General features: G+C 70.9%; 18 protein-coding genes and 1 riboswitch. Of the genes, 9 read left to right on the top strand and 9 right to left on the bottom strand.

Annotated features, from left to right (window positions below):
• Positions 1-209: 209 nt before the first annotated feature.
• Positions 210-2,258, top strand: a complete 2,049-nt coding sequence (locus BSB02_RS34410; protein ID WP_084965178.1) for a S9 family peptidase — start codon at positions 210-212, stop codon at positions 2,256-2,258.
• Positions 2,255-3,253, top strand: coding sequence for an L-glyceraldehyde 3-phosphate reductase (mgrA, locus tag BSB02_RS34405; RefSeq protein WP_084965177.1), 999 nt, complete (start codon positions 2,255-2,257; stop codon positions 3,251-3,253). The genes BSB02_RS34410 and mgrA overlap by 4 nt, the downstream gene beginning before the upstream one ends.
• On the opposite strand, the gene BSB02_RS34400 is transcribed toward mgrA, so the two are convergent.
• Entirely contained in the window at positions 3,222-5,603 is a 2,382-nt protein-coding gene (locus BSB02_RS34400; RefSeq protein WP_143591541.1) for a lysylphosphatidylglycerol synthase transmembrane domain-containing protein, read from the bottom strand. The two genes, mgrA and BSB02_RS34400, sit on opposite strands and share 32 nt — an antisense overlap.
• 238 nt (positions 5,604-5,841) lie before the next feature.
• On the opposite strand from BSB02_RS34400, the gene BSB02_RS34395 reads away from it, so the two are divergent.
• The 3 genes from BSB02_RS34395 (at position 5,842) to BSB02_RS34385 (ending at position 10,885) form a co-directional block, all read left to right on the top strand.
• Positions 5,842-7,167 (top strand): M28 family metallopeptidase, encoded by a 1,326-nt coding sequence (locus BSB02_RS34395; protein WP_084965175.1) that lies wholly within the window; start codon positions 5,842-5,844, stop codon positions 7,165-7,167.
• A 108-nt stretch (positions 7,168-7,275) separates the two neighbouring features.
• Positions 7,276-8,832: a M28 family metallopeptidase gene (locus BSB02_RS34390; protein WP_206185039.1), complete on the top strand. Its 1,557-nt coding sequence runs from the start codon at positions 7,276-7,278 to the stop codon at positions 8,830-8,832.
• A 52-nt stretch (positions 8,833-8,884) separates the two neighbouring features.
• The gene (locus BSB02_RS34385; protein ID WP_084965173.1) at positions 8,885-10,885 is read left to right on the top strand and encodes a molybdopterin-containing oxidoreductase family protein; all 2,001 of its coding nucleotides are present in this window, start codon (positions 8,885-8,887) and stop codon (positions 10,883-10,885) included.
• Here BSB02_RS34385 and BSB02_RS43340 read toward each other — a convergent pair.
• Positions 10,866-11,765 carry a GNAT family N-acetyltransferase gene (locus tag BSB02_RS43340; RefSeq protein ID WP_084965172.1) on the bottom strand — a complete coding sequence of 300 codons (900 nt, stop codon included), beginning with the start codon at positions 11,763-11,765 and terminating at the stop codon, positions 10,866-10,868. The two genes, BSB02_RS34385 and BSB02_RS43340, sit on opposite strands and share 20 nt — an antisense overlap.
• Before the next feature lie 75 nt (positions 11,766-11,840).
• On the opposite strand from BSB02_RS43340, the gene BSB02_RS34375 reads away from it, so the two are divergent.
• The gene (locus tag BSB02_RS34375) at positions 11,841-12,293 is read left to right on the top strand and encodes a hypothetical protein (protein ID WP_169729465.1); all 453 of its coding nucleotides are present in this window, start codon (positions 11,841-11,843) and stop codon (positions 12,291-12,293) included.
• 54 nt (positions 12,294-12,347) lie between these two features.
• Here the strand turns inward: BSB02_RS34375 and BSB02_RS34370 are convergent, their stop codons facing one another.
• The 3 genes from BSB02_RS34370 to BSB02_RS34360 all read right to left on the bottom strand — a co-directional run bounded on the left by BSB02_RS34370 (position 12,348) and on the right by BSB02_RS34360 (position 14,024).
• Positions 12,348-12,731 (bottom strand): VOC family protein, encoded by a 384-nt coding sequence (locus BSB02_RS34370; protein WP_084965171.1) that lies wholly within the window; start codon positions 12,729-12,731, stop codon positions 12,348-12,350.
• A gap of 73 nt (positions 12,732-12,804) precedes the next feature.
• Positions 12,805-13,125, bottom strand: coding sequence for a DMT family transporter (locus tag BSB02_RS34365; RefSeq protein WP_084965170.1), 321 nt, complete (start codon positions 13,123-13,125; stop codon positions 12,805-12,807).
• A gap of 16 nt (positions 13,126-13,141) precedes the next feature.
• A riboswitch (guanidine-III (ykkC-III) riboswitch) is annotated at positions 13,142-13,212 on the bottom strand.
• A gap of 14 nt (positions 13,213-13,226) precedes the next feature.
• Positions 13,227-14,024, bottom strand: coding sequence for a class I SAM-dependent methyltransferase (locus BSB02_RS34360; protein WP_240506920.1), 798 nt, complete (start codon positions 14,022-14,024; stop codon positions 13,227-13,229).
• 105 nt (positions 14,025-14,129) lie between these two features.
• Here BSB02_RS34360 and BSB02_RS34355 point away from each other — a divergent pair, with 105 nt between their 5' ends.
• The 3 genes from BSB02_RS34355 (at position 14,130) to BSB02_RS34345 (ending at position 17,254) form a co-directional block, all read left to right on the top strand.
• Positions 14,130-15,935 carry an acyl-CoA dehydrogenase gene (locus tag BSB02_RS34355; RefSeq protein WP_084965168.1) on the top strand — a complete coding sequence of 602 codons (1,806 nt, stop codon included), beginning with the start codon at positions 14,130-14,132 and terminating at the stop codon, positions 15,933-15,935.
• A gap of 177 nt (positions 15,936-16,112) precedes the next feature.
• Complete coding sequence (locus tag BSB02_RS34350) at positions 16,113-16,337, top strand: hypothetical protein (protein WP_084965167.1); 225 nt, start codon at positions 16,113-16,115, stop codon at positions 16,335-16,337.
• 2 nt (positions 16,338-16,339) lie between these two features.
• Entirely contained in the window at positions 16,340-17,254 is a 915-nt protein-coding gene (locus BSB02_RS34345; RefSeq protein ID WP_240506918.1) for an MBL fold metallo-hydrolase, read from the top strand.
• On the opposite strand, the gene BSB02_RS34340 is transcribed toward BSB02_RS34345, so the two are convergent.
• The 4 genes from BSB02_RS34340 to pdhA form a co-directional block, all read right to left on the bottom strand.
• Complete coding sequence (locus BSB02_RS34340; RefSeq protein ID WP_084965165.1) at positions 17,238-17,546, bottom strand: Dabb family protein; 309 nt, start codon at positions 17,544-17,546, stop codon at positions 17,238-17,240. The two genes, BSB02_RS34345 and BSB02_RS34340, sit on opposite strands and share 17 nt — an antisense overlap.
• A 70-nt stretch (positions 17,547-17,616) precedes the next feature.
• Positions 17,617-18,981, bottom strand: coding sequence for a dihydrolipoamide acetyltransferase family protein (locus BSB02_RS34335; RefSeq protein ID WP_084965164.1), 1,365 nt, complete (start codon positions 18,979-18,981; stop codon positions 17,617-17,619).
• Positions 18,982-18,991: 10 nt separating this feature from the next.
• Positions 18,992-19,972 carry an alpha-ketoacid dehydrogenase subunit beta gene (locus BSB02_RS34330; RefSeq protein ID WP_084965163.1) on the bottom strand — a complete coding sequence of 327 codons (981 nt, stop codon included), beginning with the start codon at positions 19,970-19,972 and terminating at the stop codon, positions 18,992-18,994.
• On the bottom strand, positions 19,969-21,057 hold the full coding sequence (gene pdhA / locus BSB02_RS34325; protein ID WP_206185038.1) for a pyruvate dehydrogenase (acetyl-transferring) E1 component subunit alpha: 1,089 nt from the start codon (positions 21,055-21,057) through the stop codon (positions 19,969-19,971). Before pdhA ends, BSB02_RS34330 begins: the two co-directional genes overlap by 4 nt.
• Positions 21,058-21,956 lie beyond the last annotated feature (899 nt).

Here is a 21,956-nt window from a genome sequence, read left to right as displayed (position 1 = left end):
GCCATTCTTTCCGCCGCCCCGACCACTGTCAAATCGGCGGATCCCGTTTCCGGGCAACCCCTCTACCTTACCAGCCCACCCGCAAGAACACGAACCAACCGGCGAGGTGTCAGGGAGAGTCGCCGCCCGACCGGGCGACGCATCAAGATTAGCAGCGCCCCACGAGTGCTCAGAACGCCGCGCCCGCCCGCGGCTCCTAGACTCGCCATGTGAGCAGCAGCAAGCCGCCTCTGGCGAAGAGAATCCCCACCAAGCGCACCCATCACGGCGACACCGTGATCGACGAATACGCCTGGCTCGGGAACAAGGAAGATCCCGACACGATCGCCTATCTGGAGGCCGAGAACGCCTACCTCAAGGAGCAGACCGAGCATCTGGCCGGCCTGCGCGAGCAGATCTTCCAGGAGATCAAGAACCGCACCCTTGAGACCGACCTGTCGGTGCCCAGCAGGAAGCGCGGCTGGTGGTACTTCTCCCGCACCGAGGAGGGCAAGCAGTACGCCATCTCCTGCCGCGTGCGCGCCGACGGCGACACCCCGCCCGACATCAGCCCCGACACCCGCCTCCCCGACGAGCAGGTGCTGCTCGACGGCAACGAGCTGGCCGGCGACAGCCCGTTCTTCTCCGTGGGCACCAGCTCCGTCTCCCCCGACGGCACGATGCTGGCCTACTCCACCGACTACAAGGGCGACGAGCGCTTCACCCTGCGCTTCAAGAACCTCGAGACCGGCGAGACGCTCCCCGACGTGATCGAGAACGTCTTCTACGGCGGAGCCTGGTCGGCCGACGGGTCGGCGTTCTTCTACACGCGGGTCGACGACGCGTGGCGGCCCTACCGGCTGTACCGGCACACGCTGGGCAGCGACGAGGACGTCCTCGTCTACGAGGAGGGCGACGAGCGCTTCTGGATCGGCATCGGGCTGACCCGCAGCGAGCGCTACCTGGTCCTCGGCATCGGCAGCAAGATCACCAGCGAGGTCCGCCTGCTGGAGGCCGACGACCCCGCCGGCGAGTTCCGGGTCGTACGGCCCCGCAAGACCGGCGTGGAGTACGGCGTCGAGCACGCCGGCGACCACTTCTACATCCTGCACAACGAGAACGCCGAGAACTTCGAGCTGGCCACCGCGCCCCTGGACGACCCGGGCGAGTGGACCCCGGTGATCCCCCACCGCGACGACACCCGCCTGCTGGAGATCGACGCCTTCCAGGACCACGCGGTCGTGCACTTCCGCAGGAGCGGCCTGACCGGCATCCGCGTCCTGCCCAAGGGCGCCGAGCCGTACGAGATCGAGTTCCCCGAGCCGCTGTACGACGTGGCGCCCGCCGGGAACCCGGAGTTCGCCACCAAGCGGCTGCGCCTGGGCTACACCAGCATGGTCACCCCGCCGAGCGTGTACGACTACGACCTGGCCACGCGCGAGCTGATCCTGCTCAAGCGGCGCCCGGTCCTCGGCGGCTACGACCCCGGCGACTACGAGCAGGTGCGCGAGTGGGCGACGGCCGAGGACGGCACGAAGGTGCCGATCTCCATCGTCAGGCGCGGGGACACGGCCACCCCGGCGCCGACGGTCCTGTACGGCTACGGCAGCTACGAGACCTCGATCGACCCCAGCTTCTCGGTGGCCAGGCTGAGCCTGCTCGACCGGGGGTTCGTCTTCGCCGTGGCGCACGTGCGCGGCGGCGGGGAGATGGGGCGCCGCTGGTACGAGGACGGCAAGCTGCTCCACAAGCGCAACACCTTCACCGACTTCGTGGCCGCCGCCCGGCACATGAAGGCCGCGGGCTGGTCCAGCCGGATCGTCGCCAGGGGCGGCTCGGCGGGCGGGCTGCTCATGGGCGCGGTGGCGAACATGGCGCCGGAGGAGTTCGCCGGCGTGGTGGCCGAGGTGCCGTTCGTGGACGCGCTCAACACGATCCTCGACCCGTCGCTGCCGCTCACCGTGATCGAGTGGGAGGAGTGGGGCAACCCGCTGCACGACCCCGACGTGTACGCCTACATGAAGTCCTACAGCCCCTACGAGAACGTCGACGGCCGCGTCTACCCGCCGATCCTGGCGATCACGAGCCTGAACGACACCCGGGTCCTCTACCACGAGCCCGCCAAGTGGATCGCCAAGCTGCGCGCCACGGCCCGGGGCGGGCCGTTCCTGCTCAAGACCGAGATGGGCGCGGGGCACGGCGGGCGCAGCGGGCGCTACGACGCCTGGCGCGAGGAGGCGTTCGCGCTGGCCTGGATCATCGACAGGGGTACGGCATGACCTACACGGCGGACGAGCGCAGGTACGAGCGCCAGCCGTACAACCGCAGCGGCAGGAGCGGGCTGCGGCTGCCCGCGGTCTCGCTCGGGCTGTGGCACAACTTCGGCGACGACCGCCCGATCGAGACCTCCAGGGCGATCCTGCGCAGGGCCTTCGACCTCGGGGTGACGCACTTCGACCTGGCCAACAACTACGGCGTGCCGTACGGCTCGGCGGAGAGCAACTTCGGTCGCATCTTCAGCGAAGATTTCGCGAAATACCGGGACGAGATCATCGTCAGCACCAAGGCCGGCTACGACATGTGGCCGGGGCCGTACGGCGAGTGGGGCAGCCGCAAGTACCTGCTGGCCAGCCTCGACCAGTCGCTCAGGCGGATGCGGCTGGACTACGTCGACATCTTCTACAGCCACCGCCCCGACCCCGACACGCCGCTCGAGGAGACGATGGGCGCGCTGGACCACGCGGTGCGCTCAGGGAAGGCGCTGTACGCGGGCATCTCCAACTACGGCGCCGAGCAGACGGCCCAGGCGGCGCGGATCATGCGGGAGCTGGGCACGCCGCTGCTGATCCACCAGCCGTCCTACTCGATGATCAACCGGTGGATCGAGGACGGCCTGCTCGACACGCTGGAGCGGGAGGGCATGGGCTGCATCGTCTACTCGCCGCTGGCGCAGGGGCTGCTGACCGACCGCTACCTCAGGGGCGTCCCGGCCGACTCCCGGGCGGCCACCAGCAGGTTCCTGAGCGAGAAGGACGTGGACGCGGAGCTGGCCGCGAGCCTGAACGAGATCGCCCGGCAGCGTGGCCAGTCGCTCGCCCAGATGGCGCTGAGCTGGGCGCTGCGCGACCCGCGGGTGACCAGCGTGCTGATCGGCGCCAGCAGCGTGGCCCAGCTGGAGGCCAACGTGGCGTGCGTGGACGGCCCGCCGTTCACCGACGACGAGCTGGCCGAGATCGACCGGCTCACAGAGCGGCGTGCCGCTGCAGGTAGGTGAAGGACGCCCAGCCGGGCAGCACCGGCAGCCAGAACGTGAGCAGCCGGTAGAGCAGCACCGCCGACGTGGCCAGCTCGGGCCGCAGCCCCGCGACGGTCAGGCCGACGGTGAGCGCGCCCTCGACCGCGCCCAGGCCGCCAGGTGTGGGCGCGGCCGAGCCGATGGCGTTGGCGGCCAGGAACACCACGGCCACGGCGGCGAAGCTCATCTCGCCGCCGAAGGCCCGCACGCATGCGTCCAGGCAGGTCACGAACGCCAGGGTGAGCATCAGCGTGCCGCCGAAGCCCTCCAGCATCTTGCGCGGCGACTGGATCACGTCCAGCAGGCGCGGCAGCACGTTGGTGAACAGCGAGCGCGTGCGCTTGGTCACCAGGCGGCGCAGCGGCGGCACGCCCAGCGCGAGGACGATGAGGACCGCGACGGCGAGCAGCGCCACGACGAGCCCGCGCGACGGGGTGAAGGACGTGGCCGTGGTGGAGCCGGTCACGTAGGCGAACACCAACAGCAGCAGCACGTGGAAGCCCAGCCCGATGAGCTGGGAGGCGCTGACGCTGGCCAGCGCGAGCGCCGGGGGTACGCCCGACTTCTGCAGGTAGCGCGTGTTGATCGCCACGCCGCCCACGGCCGCGGGCGCGACCAGCTTGACGAACGACGCGGCGAACTGGGCCAGCACGGTCCGCCACAGCGGCAGCCGGGCGGGCACGAAGCCGCGGATCATGAACGCGGCGGCCACGTAGGAGGCGAAGGCGCCGCCCAGTGCGACGATCGACCAGGCCCAGTTCGCCTGCGTGACCACGGCGACGAGGTTGACCTGGCTGAGCTGGTAGAGCAGGAAGTAGGCGGCCAGCGCGCTGGCGATGATCGTGACGAGGGTGCGCGGGCGGAACCGCTCCAGCCGCACCTCCTCGGACTCCGCCTGCGGCCGCAGCGCGACGATCTGCTCGCGCAGGTTGGCCAGCAACTGCTTGTTCCGCGACAGGGCGGCCCTGGTCTCCCTCGGCAGCGCGATCTTCTGCAGCAGCGGGAGCGCGGCGGCCAGGCTGGAGGCGCCCATGACGGCCGCCGCGGCCGTGACCGAGCGTTCGGGCCCCACGCGCAGCGCGAGGTAGGTCAGCAGCTGGGCCACGTCGATGCGCAGCAGCAGGTCACCGGCGGCGATCTCGCCGCTGCGGGCGTCGACGAGCACGACCCTGCCGTCCTTGGCCACCTGGATGCTGTCGCCGGTGAGCCTGCGGTGCGCCAGGCGGCGCAGCTGCAGCAGCAGGACCTGCTCCCAGATCTGGGCGAGCAGGTCGTCGGTGATCTCCTCGTCGCGCAGGTCCGCCAGCGGCCTGGTCTCGACGTGCTCGTAGGCCAGCAGCGCCGCCTCGGTGCCGATCTCGCTGGTGCCCAGCAGCCGCGGCGTCGAGACGCCGGCGGCCTGCGCCGCGTAGGCCATGAGCGCCTCGCGTTCCAGCTCGGCCCGCAGCGACCGGATGGCGCGGCGGCGCGTCTCGGTGCTGAGCCAGATCCTCCGCCACAGCCGGTACGGCAGGCCGACGACCTGCTGGTCGCGGTCGAGCACGGTGACGTCGAGGCTGGTGCCGTCCTTCAGCCCGACGGCGTAGCGGCGGCTGCCCTGGTGGTCGTCCTCGATGCGGCGGGCGGAGACGGGCGAGAACGACAGCCGGCGCAGGGCGGCGACCACGGCGTTGCCGGGCGGGCGGGTGTTGGGGCTGCCGATGCTGTACAGGGTGGCGTAGCCGATGGCCATGCCGAACAGGACCGTCGCGAGGGCGCTGGGGATGGTGATCTGGCCGCCGCTGAACAGCGACAGCAGGAACAGCGCGATCACGGTCCACATGACGGCCCGCCACGTGGGCCGCCGGGACATGCGCACGGCGGTGGTGTAGGCGATCACCGAGGTCAGCAGCGAGTTCAGCGGGTCCAGGCCGCGCCCGCCGGTCAGCAGGACGGCCAGGTCCTCCGGCCCGTGCGGCGCCACCACCCACTCGCTGACCAGGTAGGACCCGGCCATGCCGATGATGGCGGCGATCAGCCCCTCGGCCACGCGCAGCCCGTCGCGGTGGAAGACCCGCTCGACGGCGAACGCGGCCGGCACGGCCAGCACCGCGGCGCCGCCCAGGAACGTCGCGATCCTGTTGAGCAGCGCGGGCAGGAACCGCGTGCCGGTCGTGACGTCGGCCTCCAGGCCGTAGAAGGTCTGCTTGGCCACCAGCGACAGCAGGATGACCGCGGTCAGCGCGACGACCGTGGCGAGGAAGCGCAGCGCGTCGGACGGCCGGCGCAGGCGCTGCGGGAACAGCGGCTCGACGACGAACACGGCCGATTCGTCGCGTGCTTCAGCCACGGCGGGACCCTCCCTGTCGAGACCCTCCGTGTCGTCACGTTCCCTGATTTTCGCCACCGACGCGATTCTGCACCTTCGCTGCCCGACCGTGCGATCTTTCTTCTCCAGTGTCCCGAATCGCCACCTCAGCGGCGGGACCGGGTGCCTCTGGGACGAGTTTGGCCGAGATTGGTAAAGACTGAGCCAGGCCGCACGTGCCGCCCGTCCGCCCGGGATCTCTTCTGGCCAAGCTCTTGGCATGATCACTCATGCGATGCTGGCTCTGGCGCTCGCCGCACCCGCACCCGCCCCCTCCCCGCTGGAGGTGTCGCTCGACGACATCCTGGGCCATCTCCAGGCGTTCCAGGCGATCGCGCAGGCGCACGGCGGCAACAGAGCGGCCGGGGAGCCCGGCTACGACGCCTCGGCCGACTACGTCGCCGCCCGGCTCCAGGAGGCCGGCTACGAGGTGGAGCGGCAACCGTTCACCTTTCCGTTCTACCGGGAACTGGCCCCTGCCCAGGTGGTGGGGGACCAACCGTTCGCCGGCGTCACCACGCTGCGCATGTCCGGCTCCGGGCAGGTGACCGCCCGTCCGCAGCGGGTGGGCCAGGGGTGCACGCCGCGCGCCTACGCGGGATTCGAGCGCGGGCGGGTCGCGGTGGCCGACAGGGGCGGCTGCACCTTCCAGGTGAAGGCCGTCAACGCGGCCCGGTCGGGCGCGGCGGCGCTCGTGGTGGTGAACCAGAAGGACGAGCCCTTCAGCGGCGGCATGACGACGCCGCAGTCCATCCCGGTGGTGGGGGTCGGCTCGGGCGTGGGCGCCGCAATCGCGGACCTGACGCGGGTCACGGTGTCGACCACGACGCTGAGCGAGGAGCGCGTGACGCACAACGTGATCGCCCAGACCCGGACCGGCGACCCGGACCAGGTCATCATGGTGGGCGCGCACCTGGACTCGGTCGAGGACGGGCCGGGCATGAACGACAACGCCTCGGGCGCGGCGACGGTGCTGGAGCTCGCGCTCAACCTGGCCCGCAGCAAGCCGATCCCCCTCGTCCGCTTCGCCTGGTGGGGAGCCGAGGAGGAGGGCCTGGTGGGGTCCACCCGCTACGTGGCGCAGCTCACGAAGGAGGAGCGGGGCAAGATCAAGGCGTACCTCAACCTCGACATGATCGCCTCGCCGAACGGCATCTACGGGATCTTCGACGGCGACGACTCCGAGAAGCTCGGCGGAGGGCCGGGGCCGGTGGGATCGGCCGCCATCGAGCGTGCCTTCGAGGCGTTCTTCAAGCGGCACCGCCTGCCGTACCTGGAGACGGACCTGTCCGGACGGTCGGACTACGCCCCGTTCGTCGCGATCGGCGTCCCGTCGGGCGGGCTGTTCACCGGCGCCGAGGCGACCAAGACGGCCCGGCAGGCGGAGCTGTTCGGCGGTACGGCCGGCAGCCCGTTCGACCCCTGCTACCACAAGGCGTGCGACACGCTGGACAACATCAACCAGGAGGCGCTGAAGGTGACCTCGGGCGCGGTGGGCTTCGTCCTGCGGAAACTCGCCTTCGAGCTGGGCGATGCCGCTTCGTGATCCAACGGAGACGGCCGACGGGCTTCCTCAACGGGGGATTCCTCAATAGTTTCCGCCATAAGTGAGCGGAAACGACCCGGGTTTCCCCCACCGGCCCGAGGAGTGCCCTTGAACATCCGCTGGAAGCTCGGCGCGGTGTTAGCAGCGGCGGCGGTCATCGCCCCCCTGGCCGCCACCGGCACGGCCCACGCCGACCGCGGTGGCGCCGGCGACGTACGCAAGCTCGTCAAGGAGGTGCGGGGTCACAACGTCAAGCTGCACCTGCACGCGCTCAACCTGATCGCCAGGCTGAACGGCAACACGCGGGTCGACGGCTCCCGAGGCTTCGAGCTCTCCCGCGACTACGTCGCCAAGCTGCTGCGCCTGGCCGGATACCGGGTCACCGTCCAGCCCTTCGAGTTCGAGAGCGAGGACTACAAGGTCAAGCCGACCTTCGAGCGCGTCTCGCCCGATCCCAAGCAGTACGTCCTGCCGCTGGACTTCTACCCCGCCTTCGGCTCGGCGGAGGGCACCTTCACCGGTAAGCTCCAGCCGGTCGACCTGGTGATCCCGCCGGGCGCCGCTCCCAACACCTCCACCTCCGGCTGCGAGCCGGCCGACTTCGCGGGCTTCACCGCCGGCAACTGGGCGCTGCTCCAGCGCGGCAGCTGCAACTTCAGCGTGAAGGTCGCCAACGCCGTGGCCGCCGGCGCCGCCGGCGCGGTGATCTTCAACGAGGGCCAGCCCGGGCGCGACGGCATCGTCATCCCCGACCTCGGCGGCCCGGCGAGCATCCCCGTGGTCGGCGCGGAGTACCTGGTGGGCGAGGAGCTCGCCAAGGCGCCCGGCGGGGCGACCGTCAGGTTCTCCTTCGACAGCGAGACCGAGGTCAAGCAGTACAAGTCCGTCAACGTCCTGGCCGAGACCAGGGGCGGGCGCAAGGACAACGTGGTCATGGTCGGCGGCCACCTGGACTCGGTCGCGGACGGGCCCGGCATCAACGACAACGGCTCCGGCGTGGGCGCCGTGCTGGAGACCGCGCTGCGGCTGGCCAAGTACAAGCCGGCCAACGCGGTGCGGTTCGCCTTCTGGGGCGGCGAGGAGTTCGGCCTGCTCGGCGCCGAGCACTACGTCGCCTCGCTGAGCGAGCAGGAGAAGGCCGGCATCGGCCTGTACCTCAACTTCGACATGGTCGCCTCGCCGAACTACATCTACGCCGTCTACGACGGCGACGACTCCGACGGCGTGGGCGCCGGGCCGGGGCCGACGGGCTCGGCGCAGATCGAGAAGGACTTCGAGGCCTTCTACCGCTCGCGCGGCCTGCCCTTCCGCGGCACCGACTTCGACGGGCGCTCCGACTACGGGCCGTTCATCGCCAGCGGCATCGCCTCGGGCGGGCTGTTCACCGGCGCGGAGGGCCGCAAGACCGCGCAGGAGGCGGCGCTGTTCGGCGGCACGGCCGGCGGGCGCTACGACCCGTGCTACCACCAGGCCTGCGACGACATCCGCAACGTCAACGACACGGCGCTCGACGTCAACGCCGACGCCATCGCCACGCTGACCGGGACCTACGCCTTCGACGCGGCCAAGCTCGACGCGATCCACGAGCCGGGCAAGCCGCACGAGGCGCCGGTCACGCTCATGACCCGGGCCTCCCTCCACCGGCCGCAGCCCGTGATGAGCTGATCGCCCGATCCGGCGGTACGGCGTGCCGTACCGCCGGATTAGCCTGGTTCCCATGCTGAAGGTCCTTGGCGCCTGCCCGCTCGACTGCCCCGACACCTGCTCGTGGATCGTCACCGTCGAGGACGGCAGGGCCGTCAAGATGCGGGGCAACCCCGAGCACCCCTACACGCGCGGCGCCCTGTGCGTGAAGGTCAACCGCTACCTGGAGCACGCCGCCGCGCCGGACCGCATCCTGTATCCGCTGCGCCGTACCGGGCCCAAGGGCTCGGGGCGGTTCGAGCGCATCACCTGGGACGAGGCGCTGGAGGAGATCTCGGTACGGCTGCGCCGCATCGTCGAGGAGCACGGCGGCGAGGCCATCTGGCCCTACCAGGGCACCGGCTCGCTGGGCTACCTCCAAGGGTGCGAGGGGCAGGCCGGGCGCCGGTTCTGGAACGCGCTGGGCGCCTCCAAGCACTGGCTGAACATCTGCTCCTCGGCCGGCAACGCGGGGCTGACGCTGACCAACGGCTCGCCGGGCGGCATGGACCCGGAGGACTTCGCCCACGCCAGGCTGATCCTGCTGTGGGGCACCAACACGCTGACCTCGGGCCACCACCTGTGGAAGTTCGTCCAGGACGCCAAGGCCGAGGGCGCCCACGTGGTGGCCATCGACCCGATCAGGACCAGGACCGCCGACCAGGCCGACGAGCACCTGGCGATCCGGCCGGGCACCGACGCGGCGCTGGCGCTGGGGCTGCTCAACGTCGTGCTGGAGGAGGGCGCGCAGGACGAGGAGTTCCTGGCCGCGCACACCGAGGGCTGGGAGGACTTTTCCGAGGAAATCCGGAAATATCCGGTGGCCAGGGTCGCGGAGATCACCGGGATCCCGGCCGAGGCCGTCCACAGGCTGGGGATGAGGCTGGCCCGCACCCGGCCCACGGCCATCCGGGCCACGATGGGCATCCAGCGCCACGCGGGAGGAGGCACCGCGCTGCGGACGATCGCCGCCATCCCCGGCGTCACGGGCGACTGGCGCTACCAGGGCGGCGGCGTGTCCTACTCCACCAGCGGCCACGTCCACCTCAACATCGACACGCGCGAGGACCTGCTGCCCGGGCCGGTGCGCACGCTGGCCATGACGCGGCTGGCCTCCGAGCTGGAGAACGGCGAGTCGGTGAAGTGCCTGTGGGTCTACGGCGCCAACCCGCTCGGCTCGACCTCCGACACCACCAGGATCCGCGCCGGGCTGGCGCGCGAGGACCTGTTCACCGTGGTCATGGAGCACTTCCCCACCGACACCGTCGACTACGCCGACATCGTGCTCCCGGCCACCATGCAGATCGAGCACATGGACCTGCACGCCGGCTACGGCCACATGTACCTGCTGTGGAACGAGCCCGCCGTCGCCCCGCCGGGCGAGTGCCTGTCCACCACCGAGACCTTCCGCCGCCTGGCCAGGCACATGGGGCTCACCGAGCCGTCTCTGTACGACTCCGACCTGGAGCTGGCCGAGCAGCTGCTGGACAGCGGGCACCCCTCGCTGGAGGGCGTCACGCTCGACCGGCTGCGCAAGGAGGGCTGGGTGCGGATGAACTACCCCAGGCCCTTCCTCCCGTACGCCGAGGGCTTCCCCACGCCGTCCGGGCGGCTGCGCTTCCCGCCGAAGGGCAAGGCGTACGTGCCGCCGGGGTCGGCCTCGCCGAGCCGGTATCCGCTGGTGCTCATCACGCCGGCGGCGCACACCTTCCTCAACACGACCTTCGCCAACAACCCCGAGCTGCTGCGCCGGGCCAAGGAGCCGAGGGTGCTGGTCAACGCGGCCGACGCCGCCGCGCGGGGCATCGCCGACGGCGACCGGGTGCGGGTGCACAACGACCACGGCTCGTTCGAGGCCGTCGCGGATGTCGGCGACCGCGTGGCGCCCGGGGTGGTGGCCTCGCCGAAGGGCCGCTGGCCCAAGCTCAGCGGCGGCGCGAACCCCAACGCGGTCGTCGAGGAGCGCGACGCCGACTTCGGCCGGGGCGCGGTCTACCACGACAACCGCGTCGAGCTCACACCAGCGGGAGCTTGAAGCCCTCGTGGGACTGGGCGAAGCCCATCGAGCGGTAGAAGCGGTGGGCGTCGGCGCGCGACTTGTCGGAGGTGAGCTGAACCATCACGCAGCCGCGCGCCCGGCCCCTGGCGATGCACCAGTCCATCATCTTGCGGCCCAGACCGCGGCCCCGCAGGTGCGCCGCGACGCGCACGGCCTCGATCTGCAGCCGGGTGGCGCCGTTGCGTGAGATGCCGGGGATGTAGGTCAGCTGGGCGGTGCCGACGACCTCGCCGCCGATCTCGGCGACGATCAGCTCGTTGTTGGGGTCGGCGGCGATCGCCTCGAAGGCGGCCTGGTGGCGCGGGCCGTACTCGCCGGTGCGGGCGGCGGCGACGGCGTCGTCGGCGATCAGCGCGACGATGGCCGGGACGTCCTCGGCGCGGGCGTCGCGGAAGATCAGGGACAGCACGTAGTGGGACTCCATGAGGGCCGGGTTGGAGGGCAGGGCCATCACCTTGCCGCTGGGCAGGAAGCCCTTGCGCCGGTAGAGGGCGCGTGCGGCCTCGTTGGCGTCGACCGCCCACAGCTCCACGTGCTCGGCCCCGCGGTCGCGAGCCCAGCCGATCACGCGGTCCATCAGCTCGGAGGCCACGCCCCTGCCCCGGGCCTCGGGGGCGACCCACAGGGACTGGAGGTGGACGCCGTCGCCCTCCTGGCGGCCCCGGACGAGGCCCACGTCCTGGCCGTCCCGGGTCGCCACAAACCACACCTGGTCCTGATTTTTCAGTCTTTCCGACCATACTTCCGGCGCAAGGGCTACTTCCTCGGCATAGGTGGAACCGAAAGCGTCGGGGGCGTCCTGCAGCGCGCGCAGCCGAAGCGCCCGCAACCGGCCGGTCTCGTGGGGCTGAAGCATGCCAGCATCATGTCAGGGACGGTTCAGGGTCCGTCCCCGATGCCCTTGGGGTGGCCGGAAAGGCACTCTGGGGACATGAACGAAATCTCGCGTAGCGAGGAATTCTCGCTCTCCGGCGCCGCCCTGCGCGGCGCTCCCTGGAAGACCGCCGCGATCGCCGGCGGCGCGACCGCGGCCGCGGCCTGGGCCATCGGCTTGGTCCCCTTCCTGCCGGGCTTCGGCCTGACCGGGGCGCTCGGCGTGGGCATCAGCCTGTTCGCGCTCATCGCCGCCATCGGCGCGGTGAGCAAGCCGGAGGCGGGCGACCGCACGACCCGGCAGGCGCGGCTGTGGGCGCTGCAGCATCCGTGGAAGTTCTCGCTGCTGCCCGCCGGCATCACCGCGGTGCTGGAGTACCCGGTCCAGCTCATCGTCGACCAGGAGGGCATCTTCCACTCCGCCTGGGACTCGATGTGGCGGGGCGCCCTGGTCTACCTCATCGCGGGCATCCTGACGATGTCGATGCGGGGCCGCGCGCACTCCCGGTGAGGGGCGGCGCGGCTCCGCCGTACGTGATCGAAAGGCCCGGCCGCGGCGGGACGATCACTTCGACGAGGCCCGCTCGGCCTCGCTGCGGCACACGCAGAACTCGTTGCCCGCCGGGTCCAGCATCGTGACCCAGCCGGTGCCGTCCGGCTTGCGATGGTCCTCGTGGATCGTCGCGCCCAGCTCCAGCAGCCGCTCGACCTCCTCATCCCGCGTGCGGCCGTCGCGGCTGACGACGTCGAGGTGCAGGCGGTTCTTGACGGACTTGCCCTCGGGGACGCGGATGAACAGCAGGTACGGCTCGCGCTCGGTCTGCACGGCGACCTCCTCGTCCTCCGGCCCTGCGCCCTCCTCCACCGGGTAGCCGGTGGCCTTGCTCCACCAGGAGGCCAGCTCGTACGGCTGGGCGCAGTCGATCGTCACCGAGTAGAGGTCAATCATGCCGGTAGCCAATCGCGACACCACCTATCGCGTCAAACCGGTTATTCCGGACAGGCCCGTCAGTGCCGCCCTCTCAGTGGCCGCCGGCCAGGTTGAGGCCGACGACGCCGGCGAGGATGAGCACGATCGAGGCGATCTTGACGAGGGAGACGTCGTCGCCGAGCACCAGCATGCCGACCGCGGCCGTGCCCACGGCGCCGATGCCGGTCCACACGGCGTAGGCCGTACCGACCTCCAGCGACTTCAGCGACACGGCGAGCAGGCCGAAGCTCAGGACGGCGCAGGCGAGGAAGGACACGGTCCACCACAGGTGCGACAGGCCCGCGCTCTGCTTGAGCGACAGGGCCATGGCGACCTCGGACAGACCGGCGAGAACGAGCAGGATCCAGGCCATGAGACGACTCCTTCGCGAGGCGTCGTCTTTTCCTGCCGGGTACGGCGCGTCTCGTCCGGGAGCCCCTGTGCTCACCGGAGGCAACGGGGGGACCGCGGCGCCTATTCCACGTCCCACCAGATGGTGACCCACCGGTCGCGGGGCACCGGCCACATGCCCAGTTGCTGGGCCGTCTCGGCGATCTCGGCCGCCCGGGAGGGGTCCAGGCAGAGCCGGTGGCACGCGGAGGCGGCCAGCTCCTCGATGGTCCCGAAGCGCTCCAGAGGCGCCTCGCGCTCCTCGACCCGCACGTCGAAGCCGAGCGCGTCGGCGAGCGAGACCGCGTCCTCGGCGATCGGCCGGACGGGTCGCCTGACGCCGTGCACCTGCTCCCAGAGCGGGTTGAGCCAGCTCATCGGATGGCGGTGGGTGAGCTCGATCACCACGCGCCGGCGGGCGTGCCCGTTCAGCGCGCGCAGGAACGCCGCCAGGTCGGGGACGTTGTAGACGACGTGCGCCGCGACGGCCGCGTCCGCCCGGCCGACCGAGCCGGCGACGTCCGGCCAGCGGCCCTCGACCACGGTCGTGGGGATGCCGAGCTTGTCGGCCCGCACCAGCAGCTCGGCCAGCATCGCGGGCGAGCTGTCCACGGCGGTCAGCGAGGTGACGCGGTCGCGGAGCGGCAGCGACGCCGCGCCGGTCCCCGCCCCGACGTCCAGGACGGAGCCCGGCAGGACCTCGGCGAGACGGGCCGTCGTCGGGCCGGAGTCGGCCTCGACCATGGCGCGGTCGGTTCGCGCGCCGAAACGGGCGGGACTGTGGCCCCAGGGATCGGCGGGCGCCTTGGCCAGGATCTCCGGCGGGATGGCCCACGACTCGAGGTACGCACGCCAGCGGGCGTCCAGTTCGTCGGCGTTCATGGAGTCGAGCATGCCACGCATACCGGTGGTTACCCGCGGGTAGCATTGAGAGTAAGGTTACTGGCCAGTACGACTCAGCCCCCTCGGGTTCCAAGGAGCACAGCCATGGGCCACTACAAGAGCAACGTGCGAGACCTGGAGTTCAACCTCTTCGAGGTGTTCGGCCGGCGTGAGATCCTCGGCACCGGCCCGTTCGCGGACGTGGACGAGGACACCGCCCGCAGCATCCTCGAGGAGGTCGCACGCCTCTCCGAGGATGTGCTCGCCGCCTCGTTCGAGGAGGGCGACAGGAACCCGCCCGTCTTCGACCCCGCCACGAGCACGGTGAAGGTGCCCGAGGGCGTCAAGAAGTCCTTCAAGGCATTGGTGGACGGCGGGTGGGCGCACCTGGACCTGCCCGTCGAGCTGGGCGGCCCCGGCATCCCGCGCAGCCTGGCCTGGGCCGCGGCCGAGATGGTGCTCGGCTCCAACCCGGCCCTCTACATGTACGCCGCGGGCCCCAACTTCGCCTACACGCTGTGGAAGCTGGGCACCCCCGAGCAGAAGCGCTTCGCCGAGCTGGCCATCGAGCGCAACTGGGGCGCCACCATGGTGCTCACCGAGCCCGACGCGGGCTCCGACGTCGGCGCCGGTCGCGCCAAGGCCGTCCAGCAGCCCGACGGCAGCTGGCACATCACGGGCGTCAAGCGCTTCATCACCAGCGCCGAGCACGACATGGCCGAGAACATCTTCCACCTCGTGCTGGCCCGCCCCGAGGGCCACGGCCCCGGCACCAAGGGCCTGTCGATGTTCCTGGTGCCCAAGTACCACGTGAACCTCGAGACCGGCGAGCTGGGCGAGCGCAACGGCGTCTACGTCACCAACGTCGAGAAGAAGATGGGCCTGAAGGTCTCCACGACCTGCGAGCTCACCTTCGGCGACAAGCACCCGGCCGTCGGCTGGCTGGTGGGCGGCGTCCACGAGGGCATCAAGCAGATGTTCATGGTCATCGAGCACGCCCGCATGATGGTCGGCACCAAGGCCATCGCCACGCTGTCGACCGGCTACCTGAACGCCCTGGAGTACGCCAAGTCCCGCGTGCAGGGCGCCGACATGACCCGGATGGCCGACAAGACCGCCCCGCGCGTCACCATCACGCACCACCCGGACGTGCGGCGCGAGCTCATGCTCCAGAAGGCGTACGCCGAAGGCATGCGGGCGCTGGTGCTCTACACGGCGACCTTCCAGGACGCCATCATGATCAACCCCGGCGACGAGGACGCCGAGGCCATGAACGACCTGCTGCTGCCGGTCGTCAAGGGCGTCGGCTCCGAGCGCTCCTACGAGCTGCTCGCCCGCTCGCTCCAGACGCTCGGCGGCTCCGGCTACCTGCAGGACTACCCGATCGAGCAGTACATCCGCGACTCCAAGATCGACTCCCTCTACGAGGGCACCACCGCGATCCAGGGCCTGGACCTGTTCTTCCGCAAGATCCTGCGCAACCAGGGCAAGGCCATCGGCACTCTGCTGGCGGAGATCAACGCCTTCGCCTCCTCCGAGGCCGGCAACGGCCGCCTGAAGGAGGAGCGCAAGCTGCTCGCCGACGCCGCCGCCCACGTCAAGGCCATGGGCGACACGATGGCCGGGTGGGCGCTGGCCTCGCTGGAGGCGCCGAAGGAGGTCTACAAGGTCGGCCTCAACACCACCCGGCTCCTCATGGCGCTGGGCGACCTGGTCATCGGCTGGCTGCTGCTGCGCCAGGCCGAGATCGCGCTGGCCCGGCTGGCCGAGGGCGAGGACCCCTTCTACCAGGGCAAGGTGGCCGCGGCTTCGTTCTTCGCGCACACCGTGCTGCCGCGCCTGGCCGCCGAGCGCCGGACGCTGGAGGCGACCGACCTGAGCCTCATGGAGCTGCCCGAGGCGGCTTTCTAAGCGGTTTCCGGCTGGTTCCAGCCGGACAGGCCACCTGCACCCGCGGCAGGTCGGCGGAGGACCGGCGCCCCGCCCGGGGGCCGGTCCTTCCGTCTTTCCGGCTCCCGTTCCGATGGTGTGATCAACCACAGCCGGGTATGACGGTGTGCGTACCGGTTCTTTACCTCGGAGGCTGTCATGGGTGTCGGGGTCAGCATCTTCTTCGCAACGCTCGGCGCCATCCTCTACTTCGCGATCGAGCCCGACGTCTTCGGCGAGGCCGTCCACATGGACAGGATCGGGCTGATCTTCATGATCGTCGGTGGGGTGGGCATCGTGCTGAGCGTCCTGCTGGCCCCCAGGCGCGGCCGTACCTCCGACGACCGGCTGATGCGCCGAGAGAACAACCCGCCCGAGGTGTGACCGTGAACCTGGAGCCGCGCGTCGAGGAGGTCTCCCCCGGCGTGTTCGCCTACGTCCAGCCCGACGGCAGCTGGTGGATCAACAACACCGGCTTCCTGGCCGGGCGGCGCGGCGTGATCGGCATCGACGCCTGCGCCACCGAGCGCAGGACGCGCGCCTACCGCGAGGCCATCGCGAGCGTCACCGACCGGCCGGTCACCACGCTGATCAACACCCACCAGCACGGCGACCACACCTTCGGCAACTACCTGTTCCCCGAGGCCACGATCGTCGGCCACCAGGGCGTGCGCGACCACATCCTCGCCGAGGGCATCCCCGGCTACCTCGGGGTGTGGTCGGCCGACGTGGAGTGGGGCGACCTGGAGGCCGTCCCGCCCTTCCTGACCTACACCGACCAGATCACCGTCTACTCCGACGACCTGCGCTGCGAGGTGCGCCACTTCGGCAGGCCCGCCCACACGGCCTACGACTCCGTCGTGTGGATCCCCTCGCGCGAGGTGCTCTTCTCCGGCGACCTGGTGTTCAACGGCGGCACGCCGTTCGTGCTCATGGGGTCGGTCTCCGGCGCTCTCGAGACGCTGGAGACGCTCAAGGAGCTGGGGGCGCGGACCATCGTGCCCGGCCACGGCGACGTGTGCGGGCCCGAGGTGATCGACCGGGTCCAGGACTACCTGCGCTTCGTGCTGGCCGCCGCCGAGCGGGGCAGGGCCGCCGGCCTGGCGCCGCTGGAGCTGGCGCGCGAGCTGGATCTCGGCGAGTACGGCGAGCTGACCGACCCCGAGCGGATCGTCGGCAACCTCCACCGCGCCTACGCCGACCTCAGCGGCGGCTCCGACGGTGGCGAGGTGGATCTGGCGGCGGCCGTGCTGGACATGGTCGCCTACAACGGCGGGCGGCCGCTCAGGTGCCTGGCGTGAGCTCGTGCTGGACCGCCGCCCTGGCGGCCAGGATCGGCTTGATGTGCCGCGCGATGACGTCCTGGTGCGTGGGGTGGTCGCGGTAGACCAGGTAGTCGTCGACGGAGTCGAAGTCGGCCACGATGGCCAGGTCGTGGTTGCCCTGGTTCACCCCGGCGTCGGCGCCGATGTCGTAGCGGCGGATCTGGGGGATGACGGCGGGCAGCTTGGCCAGCTCCTCCCGCACGGTGGCCTTCTGCTCCTCGGTGGCCTCGTCGGTCCACTTCAGCAGCACGATGTGACGCAAGCTCATGCGTCCCAGGGTGGCAGATCGGCCCGGGAGCCGGGTGTGGAGGGCGTGCCGGACGCCCTCCACACCCGGGTCACGCCCAGGCGAGCATGCGGAGCGGGTCCTCCAGCATGGCGCCGACGTCCCGCAGGAACAGGGAGCCGAGCTCGCCATCGATGAGGCGGTGGTCGAACGACAGCGCCAGCGTGGTGACCTTGCGGACGGCCAGCTCGCCGTCGACCACCCACGGCATGTCGCGCACCTGGCCGAAGGCCAGGATGGCGGACTCGCCGGGGTTGATGATCGGGGTGCCGGTGTCGACGCCGAAGACGCCGACGTTGGTAATGGTGAACGTGCCGCCGGACATCTCGGCCGGCTGCGTCTTGCCCGCCCTGGCGGTCTCCGTGAGCTCGTTGAGCGCCCTCGCCAGCTCCGGGAGGGACAGGGCGTGGGCGTCCTTGATGTTCGGGACGATCAGCCCTCTGGGGGTCGCGGCGGCGATGCCCAGGTTCACGTAGTGCTTGACGACGATCTCCTGGGCCTGCTCGTCCCACACCGAGTTGATCATCGGGTGGCGGCGGGCGGCCACCAGCACGGCCTTGGCGACCAGGAGCAGCGGGGAGACCTTCAGGCCGGCGAAGTCGGGCATCTCCCTCAGGCGCCTGACCGCGTCCATCGTGGCCGTCGCATCGACCTGCAGGAACTCGGTCACGTGGGGCGCGGTGAAGGCGCTGGCCACCATCGCCTGGGCGGTCATCTTGCGCACGCCCTTGACGGGGATGCGCTCCTCCCGCACGCCGGGCGCCGCCTGCCGTACCGCTTCCACAGGCTCGGGTACGGCTTGCGCGGCCCGTACGGCCCCCGCGGCGGCGTGGACGTCGTCGCGGGTGATGGAGCCCTGGGGGCCCGTGCCCTTGATCATGGTGAGGTCGACGCCCAGGTCCTTGGCCAGCTTGCGCACCGGGGGCTTGGCCAGGACCGCGAGACGCGCCGGGCCGGCCGCCGTGCCTGGGGAGGTCGGCGGGTGCTTGCGCGGGCGGCGCTTGGCCGCGCCGGTCTTGACGCCGTAGCCCACCAGCACCGCCTGGCGTTCCTCCTTGGGCGCCGGGCTGCCGTGGACGCCCGGCTCGACGGCGCCCTCGGCCGGTGGCGCGGGCACCATGTCGTCCGCCAGCGCCGCACCGCGGGGCGCGCTCGCCGTACCGCCGGAAGGGGCCGCCTCGTCGGTGTCCACGGCGATGATCGGGACGCCGACGTCGACCGTCTGCCCCTCCTCGGCCATCAGGTCGGCCACGACGCCGGTCCACGGGATGGGCAGCTCGACGATCGACTTGGCCGTCTCGATCTCCACGACGATCTGGTTGACCTTGACGGCGTCGCCCGGCTTCACGTGCCAGCGGACGATCTCCGCCTCGGTCAGCCCCTCGCCAACGTCGGGCAGCTTGAATTCACGTCGCATGCCTGGCCTCTCAGTACGCGAAGGTGCGGTCGACTGCGTCGAGGATCCTGTCCAGGTCGGGCAGGTAGTGCTCTTCGAGCTTCGACGGCGGGTAGGGGGTGGAGAACCCGCCGACCCGCAGCACCGGCGATTCGAGGTGGTAGAAGCAGTTCTCGGTGATGCGCGCGGCCAGCTCGGCGCCGTAGCCGCCGAAGACGGGCGCCTCGTGGACGATCACCACGCGCCCGGTCCTGCGCACCGAGTCGAACAGCCGCCCGGTGTCGAGCGGGTTGAGCGAGCGCAGGTCGACGACCTCCAGCGATCGGCCGTCCTCCTCCGCGGCGGTGGCCGCCTCCAGGCACGTCTTGACCATGGGCCCGTAGGCGACGAGCGTCGCGTCGGCGCCCGGCCGGACGACCCTGGCCTCGTGCAGCGGCGTCCACCAGTCGGTGGAGGAGGTGTCGACGTCGGCCTTCTCCCAGTAGCGCCGCTTGGGCTCGAAGAAGATGACCGGGTCGTCGGACTGGATGGCCTGCTGGATCATGCTGTAGGCGTCGGCCGGGTTGGAGCAGGCCACCACGCGCAGGCCGGCGGTGTGGGTGAAGTACGCCTCGGGCGACTCGCTGTGGTGCTCGACCGCGCCGATGCCGCCGCCGCAGGGGATGCGCACGACGACGGGCAGCTTGATGGCGCCCAGCGACCGCATGTGCATCTTGGCCAGCTGGGAGATGATCTGGTCGGCCGCGGGGAAGACGAAGCCGTCGAACTGGATCTCGCAGACGGGCCGGTAGCCGCGCAGCGCCAGGCCGATCGCGGTGCCGACGATCCCGGACTCGGCCAGCGGCGTGTCGATGACCCGGTCCTCGCCGAAGTCCTTCTGCAGCCCGTCGGTCACGCGGAAGACGCCGCCGAGCTTGCCGACGTCCTCGCCCATGATGAGGACCTTGGGGTCGGCCTCCATGGCCTTGCGCATGCCCTCGTTCAGCGCCTTCGAGAGGGTCAGGATTGTCATGACTGGAACCCCTCCAGGTAGGCGGCGAAAGCCTTGCGCTCCTCCTCGATCAGCGAGTGCGGCAGCGCGTAGACGTGCTCGAAGATCTCCATCGGGTCGGGGTCGGGCATCTCGGTGCAGCGCTTGCGCAGGTCGGCGCCCAGGTCCTCGGCCTCGGCGTCGATGGAGTCGAAGAACGCCTGGTCGGCCAGCTCGTTCTTGAACAGGTAGGACTTGACGCGCTCGATCGGGTCCTTGAGCTTCCACGCCTCCAGCTCGCTGGCCACGCGGTAGCGGGTGGGGTCGTCGGTGGTGGTGTGGGCGCCCATGCGGTAGGTGAACGCCTCGATCAGCGTCGGCCCCTGGCCGCTGCGCGCGTCCTCCAGCGCCTTCCTCGTCACCGCGAGGCAGGCGAAGACGTCGTTGCCGTCGACGCGGATGCCGGGGAAGCCGAAGCCGGCGGCCCTGCGGTACAGCGGGATGCGGCTCTGCTTCTCGATGGGCTCGGAGATGGCCCACTGGTTGTTCTGGCAGAAGAACACGATGGGGGCGTTGAACACGCTGGCCCAGACGAAGGACTCGTTGACGTCGCCCTGGGAGGAGGCGCCGTCGCCGAAGTAGACGATCGCCGCCGAGTTGGTCCCGTCGCGCTGGATGCCCATGGCGTATCCGACGGCGTGCAGGTTCTGGCTGCCGATGACGATCGTGTAGAGGTGGAAGTTGTGCTCGGCCGGGTCCCAGCCGCCGTGGTTCACACCGCGGAAGAGCCCCAGCAGCTTCACCGGGTCGACGCCGCGGCACCAGGCCACGCCGTGCTCACGGTAGGTGGGGAAGGCCATGTCCGCGTCGGTCAGGGCGCGCCCTGAGCCGATCTGCGCGGCCTCCTGGCCCAGCAGGGAGGCCCAGATGCCCAGCTCGCCGTGGCGCTGGAGGGCGACGGCCTCCAGGTCGACGCGGCGCACGAGGACCAGGTCGCGGTAGAGCGACCGGACCTCCTCCGGCGTCAGGTCGATGTCGTAGTCGGGGTGCTCGACCCGCTCCCCCTCGGGGGTCAGCAACTGGACGAGCTCAGGAGGTGCGTCAGCACCACGAGAGGCGTCGGTCACGTGCCACTCCTGTGCGGTCGGGGCCGGTTTGGATGGGGTCGCCACCTTAGTCCGGCACGCGGGGGCGTCGTCCCCCTGGTGTGGGTTTCGACGCTTTTGAGGACATCGTGGCAGAGCTCACACGCAGGCGCGCAAGCCCCTTCTTTCCCCCGTTCCCTCTGCGGCGGCGGTGAACCCTGGGACGGGTCCGGTGCCGGGGCGCACTACCCTGAACGCCACACGCGCGAGGAAGGGAGCGCCATCCCCATGCGGGCCGTCACCGCCCACCGCGCGCTGATCGTCGCCATGGTCCCGGCGGTCGCGCTGCGCCTGCTGGCCGTCCTCGGTTTCCCCCCGGCGCTGCTGTTCTACGGGGACTCCTTCGCCTTCCTGCGCGAGGAGCTGGCCCCGGGGACGACCCGGCCGTCCGGCTACTCCCTGCTGCTGGCGCTGCTCCGCCCGGCGCACAGCCTCATGCTGGTCACGGTCCTGCAGCACCTGCTGGGCCTGGCGCTGGCCGTGGCGGTCTACGCGCTGCTGCGGCGCCGCGGCCTGCCCGGCTGGGGCGCCACGCTCCTGGTCACGCCGCTGCTGCTGGACGAGTTCGTCGTCCTGCTGGAGCACATGATCATGGCCGACGCCGTGTTCATCGTGCTGACCAGCGGCGCCGTCGTGGCGCTGCTGTGGCGCGTCCACCCGGCGGTGGCCGGGGCCATGCTGGGCCTGGCCGGGATCACCCGCACCATCGGCCTGCCCCTGCTGCTGCTCGCGGCGGCCTACCTGGTCCTCAAGAGGTACGGCTGGCGCACGATCGCGGCCTTCCTGCTCGCGGGGGCGATCCCGCTGGCCGCCTACGCCACGTGGATGAAGGTCGAGAAGGGCAGGTTCGGCCTGACCCAGGCCGACGGCACCTTCCTGTG

The organism is Thermoactinospora rubra, assembly GCF_002093975.1.
Classification (GTDB): Bacteria; Actinomycetota; Actinomycetes; order Streptosporangiales; family Streptosporangiaceae; genus Nonomuraea; species Nonomuraea rubra_A.
This window is presented reverse-complemented; position numbering and strand designations above follow the sequence as displayed.